The organism is Thermonema rossianum DSM 10300, assembly GCF_000426825.1.
GTDB lineage: Bacteria > Bacteroidota > Bacteroidia > Cytophagales > Thermonemataceae > Thermonema > Thermonema rossianum.
In genome coordinates, this window is record NZ_AUGC01000001.1 from 124002 (window position 1) to 137928 (window position 13927).

The 13927-nt window shown below is 49.6% G+C and carries 11 protein-coding genes; 8 read left to right on the top strand and 3 right to left on the bottom strand.

Going from position 1 to position 13927, the window contains the following annotated elements; translation table 11 throughout:
* Nucleotide 1: 1 nt before the first annotated feature.
* Nucleotides 2-1387, bottom strand: a complete 1386-nt coding sequence (locus K384_RS00595) for a UDP-N-acetylmuramate--L-alanine ligase (RefSeq protein WP_038028407.1) — start codon at nucleotides 1385-1387, stop codon at nucleotides 2-4.
* An 89-nt stretch (nucleotides 1388-1476) separates the two neighbouring features.
* Between K384_RS00595 and K384_RS00600 the strand changes: the two genes are divergently transcribed.
* On the top strand, nucleotides 1477-2895 hold the full coding sequence (locus K384_RS00600) for a methyltransferase RsmF C-terminal domain-like protein (RefSeq protein ID WP_051632973.1): 1419 nt from the start codon (nucleotides 1477-1479) through the stop codon (nucleotides 2893-2895).
* Here the strand turns inward: K384_RS00600 and K384_RS00605 are convergent.
* Nucleotides 2870-3646, bottom strand: coding sequence for a carboxylesterase family protein (locus K384_RS00605; RefSeq protein WP_038028408.1), 777 nt, complete (start codon nucleotides 3644-3646; stop codon nucleotides 2870-2872). The genes K384_RS00600 and K384_RS00605 overlap by 26 nt on opposite strands.
* A gap of 51 nt (nucleotides 3647-3697) precedes the next feature.
* Between K384_RS00605 and K384_RS00610 the strand changes: the two genes are divergently transcribed.
* The 4 genes from K384_RS00610 to K384_RS00625 all read left to right on the top strand — a co-directional run bounded on the left by K384_RS00610 (nucleotide 3698) and on the right by K384_RS00625 (nucleotide 7237).
* On the top strand, nucleotides 3698-4087 hold the full coding sequence (locus K384_RS00610) for an energy transducer TonB (protein ID WP_051632974.1): 390 nt from the start codon (nucleotides 3698-3700) through the stop codon (nucleotides 4085-4087).
* A gap of 273 nt (nucleotides 4088-4360) precedes the next feature.
* Nucleotides 4361-5659 carry a hypothetical protein gene (locus K384_RS00615; protein ID WP_038028409.1) on the top strand — a complete coding sequence of 433 codons (1299 nt, stop codon included), beginning with the start codon at nucleotides 4361-4363 and terminating at the stop codon, nucleotides 5657-5659.
* A 17-nt stretch (nucleotides 5660-5676) separates the two neighbouring features.
* On the top strand, nucleotides 5677-6372 hold the full coding sequence (locus K384_RS00620; RefSeq protein WP_157629989.1) for a hypothetical protein: 696 nt from the start codon (nucleotides 5677-5679) through the stop codon (nucleotides 6370-6372).
* A 52-nt stretch (nucleotides 6373-6424) separates the two neighbouring features.
* Nucleotides 6425-7237, top strand: a complete 813-nt coding sequence (locus K384_RS00625; RefSeq protein WP_157629990.1) for a hypothetical protein — start codon at nucleotides 6425-6427, stop codon at nucleotides 7235-7237.
* Between the two features lie 82 nt (nucleotides 7238-7319).
* Here K384_RS00625 and K384_RS00630 read toward each other — a convergent pair whose 3' ends face one another.
* On the bottom strand, nucleotides 7320-8165 hold the full coding sequence (locus K384_RS00630) for an OmpA family protein (RefSeq protein ID WP_051632975.1): 846 nt from the start codon (nucleotides 8163-8165) through the stop codon (nucleotides 7320-7322).
* Nucleotides 8166-8353: 188 nt separating this feature from the next.
* On the opposite strand from K384_RS00630, the gene K384_RS00635 reads away from it, so the two are divergent.
* The 3 genes from K384_RS00635 to K384_RS00645 all read left to right on the top strand — a co-directional run bounded on the left by K384_RS00635 (nucleotide 8354) and on the right by K384_RS00645 (nucleotide 13883).
* Nucleotides 8354-9550, top strand: coding sequence for a hypothetical protein (locus tag K384_RS00635; protein WP_038028413.1), 1197 nt, complete (start codon nucleotides 8354-8356; stop codon nucleotides 9548-9550).
* A 14-nt stretch (nucleotides 9551-9564) separates the two neighbouring features.
* Entirely contained in the window at nucleotides 9565-11850 is a 2286-nt protein-coding gene (porZ, locus tag K384_RS00640) for a type IX secretion system anionic LPS delivery protein PorZ (protein ID WP_038028414.1), read from the top strand.
* A gap of 80 nt (nucleotides 11851-11930) precedes the next feature.
* On the top strand, nucleotides 11931-13883 hold the full coding sequence (locus tag K384_RS00645; protein ID WP_038028415.1) for an ABC-F family ATP-binding cassette domain-containing protein: 1953 nt from the start codon (nucleotides 11931-11933) through the stop codon (nucleotides 13881-13883).
* The last annotated feature ends 44 nt before the right edge of the window (nucleotides 13884-13927 follow it).

Below are 13927 nucleotides of genomic sequence, written 5' to 3' on the forward strand. Positions count from 1 at the left end.
TTTAAGAGTTGATACAGAGTTTTTGCCCGACGGCCTGTAAATCCAGGTTGTCGAAATTGCCTGAGCTCATCAGCAGCACGTTCATGCCGGGTTCCACATGCTTTTCAATGAATGCCTGCATGGCTTGGCTATCGTCGAACACATGCAAGTCGGGGTCATTGAAAGCACGCCGTATGGTGTCTGCCTGCAAGTCGGGCAGCCCTTTTTGTTTGAGTTTTTTGGGGTTGAAATACACCACACGCACTTCGGCTGCTTTCATACTGTCGGCATATTGCGGCAGAAAGGCTTGGTTCAAGCTGCTGTATGAGTGCAGTTCAAGACAGGCAAGCAGGCGTCTGTCGGGGTTGCGCTCTTTGACGGCAGCAATGCTTGCCCGCACTTTCGAAGGGGCATGGGCAAAGTCACTGAATACCGACACAGAGCCGTTTTCACTGATAAGCTGCAGGCGGCGTTGGGCTCCTTTGAAGCTGCGGATGGCTTCGTAAAACATATCTTCCGTGATGCCAATACGCAAACACACCGCCTTGGCAGCAGCTATGTTTGCCATATTGTGCTTGCCGAACACTTCCACGGGCAGATAGCGCTTATCGGGCAGTTTGAGTTCATAGCGCCCGTTCTGCACGCGGTAGGGGTGCGTTTCATAGGCAATCAGGCTCACGTCGGGGCGCTCTTTGCCCTCTACTATGCGGCTCAGACGTACGTCTTCTTTGTTGTAAACAATGCTGCCGGCTTTTACGCTGCCCAGCTCGGCAAGCTTTTCGAATTGCTGCACATATACCGCTTCTTCGGGATACACATTGGCGTGGTCCCATGCAATGCCGCTTATAACGGTAATGTGTGGGTGATAATAACAGTACTTAGGCTCGGGGCTGAAAACAGCGGCCGGGTATTCGTCGCCTTCGATGACAATCACCGGGGCTTCTTCCGACAGCCGCAGGTTGTTTTCGAAGCCTTCCACCTTGGCACCTACCACATAATCGAAGCTGCGCCCATAGTGATGGAGCACATGCATAATCATGGAGGTGATGGTGGTTTTGCCATGGCTGCCGGCAACAACAATGCGCTGTTTGTCTTCGGCAAAACGGTAAATGAATTCAGGGAAGGAGTACACGGGGATGCCCAGTGTCTGCGCTTTCTGCAATTCGGGGTTGTCGGCTTTGGCATGCATGCCTACGATGACGGCATCCAGTCCGTTATGCACACGCTCGGGAAACCAGCCTTCTTTTTCGGGGAGCAGCCCATGAGCTGCCAAGCGGCTGCGTGAAGGCTCGAATATCTCATCATCTGAACCGCTGACCTCCCAACCTTGTCGTTTCAGTTCAATGGCTAAGCTGTGCATAATGCTGCCGCCAATAGCAATAAAATGAATTTTCTGGTGCCGGACCATAAGTTTCCGTTTGCTGAAACATGCTGTTACAATTAGCAAATATAAGTAGTTTTGCGTATTCAGGAAATCTTTTAACTCAGCGCACTGCTATGCATACGTCCGAAAAAAGCCCGTTACCTGCCGGATTTGAAGAGTTGTTGGAAAGCGCCTTGCCTTTGCAAACAGAGCGCAGGGCGCTGCTGCAAGCCTTGGATGGCAAGCCACCGACGTCGGTGCGTTTGCACCCGGTGAAAGGGAAGGGGCTGTTTGATGAGCTGCCGGCGGTGCCCTGGTGTGCATGGGGGCGTTATTTGTCTGCCCGCCCCTTCTTTGCCCATGACCCTTACTTTTGGGCAGGGGCTTATTACGTGCAGGAAGCTGCTTCTATGTTTGTGGGGTATGCAGCAGGGCGTATTTTGGACTTTTTGCGCCGCCAAGAGGCACGTCCGCTGACACTGGTTGATTTGTGTGCCGCGCCGGGAGGAAAAAGCACGCATTTGGCTTCTTTGCTGCATGCAGGCGACAAGCTCATAAGCAACGAAATCATGCCCAACCGCATCGGCATATTGGTTGAAAACATGAACCGTTGGGGCAGCGAGCAGTGTATCATTACGCACGACGAAGCCGCTTCGTTTGGCAAGATAACCGAGTGGATAGATGTGCTGGCGGCCGATGTGCCTTGTTCCGGCGAGGGCATGTTTCGCAAAGACATGGAAGCGCGTGAGCGATGGAGTCCCAAACTGCCCTTGCAATGCGCCGCGCTGCAAAAAGAAATTGTGGAAGATATTTTACCTGCTTTGCGACAGGGAGGCTTTTTGATATACAGCACCTGTACTTTCAACCGGGAAGAAAACGAGCACAACCTGCACTACTTTTTAGATGAGCTGGACATGGTGAGCGTGCCTTTGCAGCTGCCCGAAGGAAGCGGCATTGTGGCGGTGGAAGAAAAAACGCCGGGCGGCAGACCTTTGTATGCCTACCGCTTCTTTCCACACCAAACAGAAGGGGAGGGGTTCTTTCTTTCGGTGCTGCAGAAAAGGAGCAAACGCATTTCTTCTTACAAGAAAGCCAAACAGAAGGTATGGACCAAGGCAGGCAAGTCCCATGCATCGCTCTTGCAGGAATGGACGGCCACACCGGAGCGTTGGCAGTTGTGGCATATGCCTGACACCAAAGACACGCTGACGCTCACGCCCGTAGAGTGGGAGGCAGCCGAGCTGGATTTATTGAGTCAACACCTGAATATAAAACAGGTGGGCGTGCCTTTTGGACAGCTGCTCAAAGGTACCTTCAATCCGCATCCTTATTTAGCCTATTCGCCTGCCTTGAGCGCGCGGGTGCCGGCCATAGAGGTGGACTTCGACGACGCCCTGCAGTTCTTGCGTAAGCAGCCCATGCAGAATTTTGTTCTTCCCAAAAAGAACGGTTGGTATGCCATTCGCTATGAAGGACGTAATTTGGGCTGGGTGAAATCGTTGGGGCATCGCTACAACAACTACTATCCTAATGCTTGGCAGCTGCGTTCTTAGTTTGGGAAAATAACCACTGCCACAGTTCGGGGGTGGCATATGCCCGTTTCCAGCTGTCGTGATATACATCGGGGTATTCGCTATAGCGCACCTGTCCGTTGCCTGCTTTTTGAAGTGCCCGGTACATATCGCGTGAGCGGCTGACCGGTACCACCCTGTCGAGTGCCCCGTGAAAAATCCAGATGGGAAGGTGCCGCAGAGAAGCGGCGCGGGTGGTGTCGCCCCCGCCGCAGACAGGCACGGCTGCCGCAAAGCGTCCGGGTTGGCGCTGAATCCAGTCCCAGGTGCCGTATCCCCCCATAGACAAACCGGTAATGTAAAGCCGGGCAGTGTCTATGGGCAAGACACGTACGAGGGAATCGAGCAAGTGCATGCTCATAGCTAAGGGGTGGGAAGGCTCGCCGGGCATTTGATGAGACGGCAGACTCCAGTCAACTTCCACCCATCGTTTGTCTTTGGGGCATTGGGGTGCCAAAATCACACAAGGGTAATGTTTTTGAATGTATTCGGCAGCTTGCCGGAAGTGTGTGAGGTGACGTTCATTGTCTTTACCACGGGAGCCGGCACCATGCAAAAATATCAGGAGTGGCAGGGGGGCATCGGGCAGTGTGCCGGGCACATAGATGCGGTAGGGCAAGGTGTCGTTGCCCATGATGTAGGAGGCGTGGCGAAACGGTATTTGGGCACGGCTGTTGCCCGTCAACAAGCAGAAACAAAGCACTGCCGGTAAGAACTTTTTGGCATTGAGCATTTTGGAAAGGTTTTTGTTATCTTAGGGTTGAACCATCAACAATATAACGAAATGAAACGATTAAAATTGGTATTATGGCTGCTGTCAGGTATTGTAATGGGCAATTTGAATGCCACTTATGCACAAGAGGTATATACCATAGTAGATGAGCAGCCGGAGCCCGTCGGTGGTTTGAAAGCTTTTTACGATTACATAGAAAAAAACTTGCGCTACCCCGAAGAGGCAAAGCAAAAGAATATCACCGGGCGTGTGGTGGTGAAGTTTATAGTGGATGAGAACGGAAAGCTCACCAACCCCCAGATAGTCCGTGGTTTGTGTGAAAGCTGCGATGCGGAAGCGTTGCGCCTGATTCGGGAAGCACCGGCTTGGAAGCCCGGCAAAAAAGACGGCAAACCGGTAAAGGTGGAAGTAACCCGCCCCATTACGTTTAGTCCGAAATAAACAGATAAATACACGTTTCCTCTCTTAAAAAAGAGAAGACAGGTTCATAGCCTGCCTTTTTTTATTACAAAGAGTAAAATAAAGGGAGGACACAAGGGTAAGATGTGTAAGAATTGCAGAAGTTTTTTAACAAAAAAATTGTTTTTAGCTTGTCTTTTTATATATTTGCAACTGGTAAACTAAAATAAGTAAAAATATGAAAATCAATCTCTACTCTACTCTACTCTACTCTACTCTACTCTACTTTTTTTATTAACTAGTAGCTGCAAAGAAGTGGACAAAATAGAAGTTCTACCAAGTAGGGCACCTGTTGTCAGTGAAATTTTTGTAGCTCCCGATGATGTAAAAAGAAAGATTGCATTTAATTTGGCAATTTCTATGGGGGAGCCTGAAGTCAGGGTATATATTCATTCACTTGTTAATAAACAGGAGGGAGGTGACTTTGAGTTTTTAATTGCTAAGCATCTTAAAGACCGCTTATATTCCCATTCTTCAGGAAAAGGAACGAAACTACTGACATTGGGCGAAATTTTGTCTGGCAAACATGCTAAACGGTTAGCAAAGTTGTATGCTACCAATAATGAGATTGATATTGATAATATAATTGCTAATTATCCCCTTTTACAAATATCAGTGCCGGAAGTCAATGAAGCAGTTAATGCAAAAAGTTGGGATAGTAGCAACCAGCCACTTCTTGTTGCTTATATGCCTTCTGATAGGAATAGAAATACAATTCCCGCTTTTGATTACAAAGGAAACTACTACGAATTGGAGAGAGAAGATGTAGAAGAGCAACCTGTTGTGTTAGTTTCTGAAAGTGAGTGGGTTATAGCTGTAAGAAAAGAGGGTTTTCAAAGTAGCAACAGCCGTATTGCACCTTGTGAGGAAATGCTTCGTAGTGTGGCTATTCATGAAGATGCATCTTACTTGTATGTATTTAGAGATGCTTATTATGATGTAAGCTTTACTTGTGGTGGTGGAGGCAGCACCCCGGGTGGAGGCAGCACACCTTATCCTCCTGTGTCGAATCCAAGCTGTCCAAGAGATGGACGTAGTAATGTGACTCCAGATTATATAGGAAATGTCAAGTTTAAAAGTATGGAGGCTCTGCGAAAGGTAGCAGGAATAGATCCTGATAATTGGGATTTCTTTGAAGGTAAGCTTGAGTTTGAGATACTTATTGCTTACGTAAAACCTGGTAGTACTAAGGTTGAGTATCGTGTAGTAGCTAAGCGTATTCCCCAAAAATACTTTAAGGAATGTCGCTTCTTGGGGTTTGCTGACTGTTCGGTGAAATGGTATAATGCGGGAATTCAGACTTTGTATTGGAACTGGAATACCTATGGTCCGGCTGTTTATTACGAGTGGTTTGAAATTGATGGTGGTGAAGAATCGGAATATAATGTGTGGCCTGGATACATAGATCTTACGTTACAACCTGCTACTTATATTACTCATGCTTACGATGATTACATAGGAGGAGCTATTGTGGAATATTGTGATGATATTCGCTCTCAAGGCACTAAGTATTCTACCGATCTTTTAGAGTTCTATATTTATCAGCCACAATAACTTAATTATTTACAGTCATGAGAACATCATATGGAGTTTTGATTGCTGCACTATTAGTGGTGTTTGGTACATGCCAAGTAAAGGGGCAGGAAAATACCGGAAAATGGCGTGTAGGTGTGCATACAAGTCTCAATTTTGGCGATTTATTGAGACTGAACCGCTACGGGCTATCCATGAATAGCGGAGAACAGCCGTGGTTTAAGAGTATCTCCCCTTATGGAACGGCCATAATTGGAGGTATGGTAGAATACGAGCTGAATGAAAATGTCTTTTTGCAGGCAAGGGGCTACCTTAGAGGAAGCAGTGCAAAGCTTTTTGCAAGCGATAGCGCAAATTTTACCATACAATATCGTGGCAGTATCTATTCGTTTTCTTATGGTATGGATGCATTTGTAGGTAGAAATTTTTCTTTTTCCGGTGCCGGCAGCCTGCAGCTGTATGGAGGTATGTCGCTGGTTGCTCACAATTGGCGCACATTCGAAAATACCGAGCTGTCCGGTGCCTTGAAGCGGGCTGCTTTACCTGCAAACTATTTCTTTACCGGAGGTATTGCTTATCGCAGGGGGTATATGGGAATTCACTGGGAATATACTTATGGCTTAAACCCGTGGCTGGGAACCATCGACTTTAGAGGCAAGCAGCAGAATCTTGACGCGCGTTTGCGTGGGTGGCAGTTCATACTAAGCTTCAGTTTGCCTTTGAAAAAGAAATGATGGTTGAATATGCTATGCCACCATATGCTACAGCTTCAAAACTGACGGAGGTGTGAGTAGAAAAGCAGTCTTGTTATTATTGTTGATAAGCTTGGGCTGCAAAGCCCAACGTCTGGTATGGGGTATAGAGTTTGGGCAGAATATTCTACAAACACCCCGGCAAGCGGTGGCAATCGATCGCCGGGGTGTTTTTGTGCTGTCTGAGGGAGATGGGGGCAGTTATGGTGCTTTGGGAGTTTACGGGCATTATAACCACCCTCATAGCAGCTGGGGGGTAATGTTTTCCTTTTACAGGGAGCATTTTTTTTCCTTGCCATTGTCAATAGCGAGCTATTACGATGCGGCAAGGGGGATTCACCCCGGTTTTCAGTGGCAAGTGGACCCTTCGTTGTACGGCGGAATCATACCTGAGCCTTATGATTATTATCACTATCTGCCCGGACAAATCAAGCTGCAACCACCTTGGTTTACAGGAATTCTTAGGGCGCAGAGTAGCAGATATGAACTCATTCCTACTTGGCGACTCCCCGCTTTGCATAAGAATATAGAGGTAAGGATTTTGGGAGGCATTTCTTTCAGTAAAACCAAAATCATTGACTTGCGAAAAAACAGCTATTTTGGTGGGGGACGCATGGCAGTGGATGAGCTTTTTCGCGGTGTGGTGAAAGCATCGCCTTTCAAAAGTGTTCAATGGCTGTGGGGAGTACAAATAAAGTATGCGGGCGTGAACATAATGTATCGTGTTTATACACCTACCCACCTGAGCACTTCCGTAGATTGGGGCGGACAGTCCACCTCTTTTTCGTTGAACCGTTATGGTTCGCTAATTAGTGTGCAGCTGCCTGTTTTTCGTATTTGGGATTAGATGAAAAAGTATTAGAAATAAAAAATCGCCCCCCGGCGGTTTTTACCACCAGAGGGGCGATTTGTAGATAAAGAACAGAGCTTTATTCCTTATAGTAAATCGTCATCTTCACGCGGCGGTTGCGCTGGCGTCCTTCGGGCGTGTCGTTGGTGTCTATGGGTTGCGATTCGCCATAACCCACACTCTCGATGCGGAAAGGCTCCACGCCCTGGTTGATAAGATACTCGCGCACGGCTGCCGCACGGTTTTCCGACAGAATTTGGTTGTCTTCTTCCGAGCCTATGGCATCGGTATGCCCTTCAATGAGCAGATAGGCATCCGGGTATTTGAACATGATTTTGGCCACTTCGTTCAAAACGGGATACCATTTGGGCAGGATGGTCCACTTGCCATATTCGAACTCTACTTTGCTGGCTTTTTCGAGCAGCTCTCTTTCTTCTTTGGTGACCACTTCGGGGCAGCCTTGGTTTTCGATGACGCCCGGGGTGTCGGGGCAACGGTCTTGTGGGTCAATGACGCCGTCATTGTCGCGGTCCGGGGGCGGGCAACCATAGTATTGCTTGATGCCCGGCACGTCGGGGCAGCGGTCGAGGTTATCGGTGATGCCGTCGCCGTCTTTGTCGCCCCATGGGCATCCTTTGTTTTCGGCGGGTCCGGGCACCGTTACGCATTCGTCTTCATAGTCGAAAACACCGTCGCCGTCGGTGTCAGGGGGGCAACCAAATTGGTTGACTTTAACGCCCAAAGGGGTGCCCGGGCACTGATCCCTTACGTCCGGCACTTGGTCTTGGTCTGTATCCACTTTATAGATAGCCGGAACCGTAATGTGCGTTTTCTTTTGTCTTTTTTGTGCAAAAGCGGGGTGCAAACTGCCCGGAAGCAGGCAAACGATGAATAAAAGAAGTTTAAAATGAGCAGGATAATTCATTGCTAATGAGGATGTTTTTATGATGATTTAATAAGCCAAAACTAAGCCATTCAGTATAAAAATACGCTTCTTTTAGAGAAAAAGGCAGACCCGTGCAATAAAATTGTGTTTTTTTGTCATTATATTCCCTGAAAAAAGCGCCCTTGGCAAAAGGGACATGGGAGTTTTAACTTTACAAAACAGGATATATGAAATTTTACAACTTACTATTCATAGCTTTGCTTGGCTGTTTAGGATGCAATAGCGCCACCGATGAGCGCAAGGCGGAAGAAGGCTCCCAAGAAGCAGCCGCCCGGATGACCGCACCTGAGCTGCCCGTTTTTGAGCCTTCGGCAGCAGGTAAGAGATACCACGATTTTGCCGCCCTGCTGGCAGCCATGCCGCAGCGCGTGCAAAACGACTCGGCACGTGCCATTGCCGGCCTGCCTTGTGTGCAAACTGCCATTGAAACGATGGATGCCCGTTGGCAGCAGCTGAACACCACATATCTGATGCCCTTGCAACAGTGGGCAAAGCAGCAGGTGGCGGACTTGCACCGTCATGAAGGTACTTTGTTTTATCCGTTTAGTGGTCCTGATATATTGAACGCACAGGTGTTGTTTCCTGCCTGCCGCACTTATGTACTGGTGGGCTTGGAGCGCCCCGGCTACTTGCCCGATGACTACATGGGACGCTCCGAAACCTTCTATTGCCGCTATTTTCAAGATGTAGAGCGGGCACTGGAAGACCTGTTTGTGCGTAACTATTTTATCACCAGTTATATGAGCTCGGATCTCTACCGTTCGGCGCAGGGAGTGTTGCCTTTGCTTGTGCTTTTCTTGGTGCGGCAAGGCAATGATATTCTGCATGTGGAAGATGTTTATTTGGAAAATGACAGCCTGCGCACGGTGCCGCACCGGGAACGCCCGGACGACCGCCGCCCCTTGGGTGTGAAAGTGTCTTTTAAGCATCCGGAAAGAGCTTATGCTCAAACCGTCTATTACTTTGGCGTGGATTTGTCGGATAAAAGCTTACAGAAGAAGCCGGTGTGGGTGGCTTTCGTAAAACAGCAGTCCAATAAAATTGCCTACATGAAAGCGGCTTCTTATGTCTTGTTCAATCCGGGGTTTGAAACGGTAAAAAGCCTTTTGCTGGATGAATGTAGCGCCATTGTACAAGACGATACGGGCTTACGCTGGGCAGAGTGGAGCAAGCGAAAAGACTGGAAAATTTCGTTGTACGGAAAATACGCCCGCCCCATCCGCGACTTTGGCAAGTACACCTATCAAACCGACTTGGAAGCTTTGTATGATTCACTTCAGCCGCCTGCCTTGGGCTTCCCTTATGGCTATCATTGGCGCGACGGCAACAGCAGTCTTTTGGTAGGGCGCCGGCAGCGGCATTAAAAAAACATAGAGTCATGAAGCATGCATTATTCACAGTGAGTAAATACTTCCGTTTGTACTTGTCAGGCTTGCTGGCGCTAATACCATGGGTTTGCCCTGCGCAAGGCGACATTCCCGTGGGCACTTGGCGCTTTCATTTCCCTTTGCGTGAAGGGGTAACTGTGGCTGCAGGCGCAGGACAGGTGCTCTATGCCGCCCGGGCAGGTATTTATTTTATGGATGAAACCGGTGAAGGCATGGTGCTTTCTACCTTGGACGGCCTTTCGGGCAACCGGGCTGCAGCTATGGTTTATCATGCCACTTCCGGCAGTTTTTTTATTGCCTATACCAACGGGCGTCTCGACAGGCTGCATGTAGCCGGCGGACAGTTCAAAGTAGAGAAAATAACCTTGCCAACGGCGCAGAATCTGCATTTCCGGCGTTTGTATCCGGCCGGCACAAAACTGTATGCTGCGGCAAAAGAGGGCGTGTGGGTTGTTGACCTTGCTTCCGGCTTGCTCAATGAATCTTGGGAGAATTTGGGCAGCTCGGGCAACCAAGTAGAGGTGCATGATTTGCTTTTCGCTTTAGACAGCGCCTGGATAGCCACAGCGGAAGGCATTGCCCGGGCACCAGCGCAGGCAAATCTTCAGGATTTTAACCAATGGACTTACTTCACTACGGCAGAAGGCTTACCCGCCGGGCAAGCCCGCCGCCTGCTTGCTTTTCAAGGAAAAATATTTGCCTTGATGGAAGGACAGGGACTGTATGCCTATGAAGCCGGGGCTTGGGTGAAAATAAACACCGTGCCGGTAACCCTCACCGATATCACTGCCACGGCGTCTGCGTTGTGGGTAGCCTCGTCTTCGGCGCTCTATGCTTTGGACGCGGGGGGCAATGTGCTGCAAACCGTCTCAGAAAACTTGTTTACAGAACCACGTGCTCTGGCTGTCGATGAACAAGGGGCGCTGTATGTGGCAGACGCCCGCACCGGCCTGCTTAGTAACCGGGAGGGCACTTGGCGGAGCTATGCCTCGCCGGGACCTCTTCAGCTTGAAGCGCAAGGAGCCTGTTATGCACAAAATGCCGTGTTGATTACAGCCGGCGGCTACAACGACAGCCGTCAGGCTTACCTGCGGCCTGCCGCCTTTTATGAGTTTTCCAAAGGCGTATGGAAAAACTATGCGGCCGGTCATCCGCAAGCCGAAAGCCTGCCTTTTCTCTATGACCTGGTAGATGTGGCATACAACCCCTTTACTCAAGAATACTGGTTTGCCTCTTTTGGCAACGGTATCTTGGTACGTGCAGCTGACGGCTCTTTTCGTGTAATAGATGAAATGACAGCCGGCACACCATTTTTTGGCGACCAAAGTTTATTTGTAAGCGATATTTATCCCGATGCACAGGGCAATATGTGGGTGGCGCAATATAACCCGCCGGCAGGAGAACCTTCCCTGCATGTGTGGGTGCGCGAAACAGGGCAGTGGCAATCTTTCTCGTTCAATAGCGCCACACGCTTTCCTTTGGAAATAGTCGAAGACTTCAACGGTTACTTGTGGGTGCGCTTAGACCCCACCCTTGCCGGCGGGCTATGGGTGCTGGACCCTGCCGCCGGGCAGCAAAAGCACCTGACGGCTTCGAACGCCAAGCTGACCAATTCGCAAATACTTTCGCTGGCAGTGGATTACGCAGGCATCGTGTGGATAGGCTCTGCCGATGGGGTAATGACTGTTTTCAATACGTCGGAAGTATTTAGTCCTTCTTTCGAAGTTTCTTTCCCTATTTTCGAAAACTTTCAGTTGCTCAACGACCAGCGGGTGCTTGATATTATGATAGACCCCGCCAACCGGAAATGGATGAGCACCGAACAGGGGGTTTTTGTATTCGATGAAAACATTGACCGTTTGATTTATCGCTTTCAAAGCAGCAACAGTCCCTTGCTTGATGATGAGGTGCGCCGCATGGTTTTGTTTGAAAGCACGGGCGAAGTATTTTTCTTGACCGCTGCCGGTCTTTGCTCTTTTCGTGAGGGGGTAACCGCTGCCGGGAATCGCTTCGAGGCGTTGCGTGTGTTTCCCAATCCCGTGCGCCCGGGTTTCGGAGGGCAGGTAGCTGTGGAAGGCTTAGCCCGCAATGCATGGGTGAAAATAGTCAATGTGCGGGGGGCGCTCATCTATGAAGGGCGGGCAGCCGGTGGCACTTTCGTCTGGGATACCCGCAGCTTGAACGGAGAGCCGGCACCAACCGGCGTTTATCTGATTTTTGCCTCGGACGATGCCGGTACCATACAAGCCATGGGAAGGCTGGCTATTGTGCGCTGAACGGGCAGCCCGTTGATTCTTACTATATTTGCAGACGGAATGCCCCGGGCATTTCCCCGTGAATATATTTTTGACAACTTATGCTCAATATTCAAAACCTTAGTTACTACATTGGCGACCGTGTGCTTTTCGACAAAGTGTCGTTGCATGTGGGCGAGCGCGATCGCATTGGCTTGATTGGCGTGAATGGTGCGGGAAAATCCACACTTTTGCGTCTGATAGCCGGTGAGTACATGCCGGCCGAAGGCAGCATTACCAAGCCGGCCGATTATACCATTGGGTTTTTAAATCAAGACATGCTTTCGCTTGAAAGCCATAAGCCCATACGCGAGGTGGCTTTGGAGGCTTTTGCCGAAGTGTGGCAAATAGAAGCGCGCATCAAACAACTGACGCAAGAGCTTGCCGATTCATACAGCGAAGCGAAGGTGCATGAGCTCACACAGCTGCAGGCCCGTTTCGAAGCCATGGACGGCTACCGCTTGCCGGCACAGGCAGAAGCCATTTTGGAAGGCTTGGGCTTTAAAACCGAAGACTTGCAGCGCCCTCTGTCTGTTTTTTCGGGCGGGTGGCGCATGCGTGTGATGCTTGCCAAGCTGCTTTTACAAAAACCTTCCCTTTTGATGCTCGATGAGCCTACCAACCACTTGGACTTACCTTCCATTCAATGGCTGGAGCAATATCTGTTGCAATATCCGGGGGCTATTCTGGTAGTATCGCACGACCGTTATTTTTTGAATCGTTTGGTAAGCCGCATTGTAGAAGTGCGCCAAGGGGCACTGGAAGTTTATGAGGGCAACTACGATTTTTACGAAAAAGAAAAAAAAACGCGGCGCGCTTTGCAGATAGCGGCTTATGAAAACCAACAGGAAAAAATAAAACAGACCGAGCGTTTCATCGAACGCTTCCGGGCAAAAGCCACCAAGGCGCGGCAAGTGCAATCGAAAATCAAGATGCTGGAGCGCATGGAGCGCATCGAGCTGCCCGAAAGTGAGCAGGAAACCATGCGTCTGAAATTCCCTATAGCCCGCATGCCCGGCAAAGAGTTGGTACGGCTTAAGCAAGTGAGCAAGCGTTTTGGTGACCTACGGCTGCTCGAAAACACCGATGCTACCGTATATCGTGGCGACCGCATTGCTTTGATTGGTGCCAACGGTAAGGGCAAATCCACCCTGCTGCGCATCTTGGCAGGCACCGAGCCGCACGAAGGCATACGGGAGGTGGGGCATCAGGTCGATATTGCCTACTATGCACAGCATCAGATTGAAGCTTTGAACCTGAACAACGATATTCTGGGCGAGATGGTGAGCAGTTGCCCCCAAAAGACAGAGAGCTATTTGCGTAGCCTGATGGGCGGTTTTCTCTTTCATGGCGACGATGTGTTCAAGAAAATATCGGTGCTGTCGGGCGGAGAGCGCGCACGCGTGGCATTAGCCAAGGTGTTGTCGTCGGAAGCCAACCTGCTGTTGCTCGACGAACCCACCAACCACTTGGATATTCCGTCCGTCAATGTGTTGATAGATGCCCTGCAAGACTATGAAGGCTCTTATGTGGCAGTATCACACGACCGCCATTTCTTGCAAGCCATTGCCAACAAGGTGTGGTATATAGACAACGGTAAAATCAAAGAGTTCTTGGGTACTTACCAAGAATTTGAAGAGTGGTATGCCGAAGAGTGGCAGCGTGCACTGGTGAGTGCTCAAGAGGCAGCCGCAGTACAGAAGAAAGAGGCATCCTTGTCGTCTAATCAAGAGCGGCGCCAACGGCTCAAAGAGCTGCAGCGTGAGTGGCGTCGCTGCCAGAAGGCCATAGAACAGTTGGAAGCCCGCTTGATAGCTCTTGAAGAAGAGCAGCAGCAAATAGAGCAACAGATGGCACAAGCCGGTTTCTATGACGAGCCCGGGCAAGTGGTGGCCGTGCAGCAGCGCTACGCCCAACTCAAAGACGAAATTGCAGCCGTTACCGTGCAATGGGAACAGCAAATACAGGAAGCGGAGCAGTTCGAAAACGAGATTCGAACCATTAAAGGAGAGTGATTCAAACAGAAAGCATGAAAATCATGCAGATATCGTTTTGAATA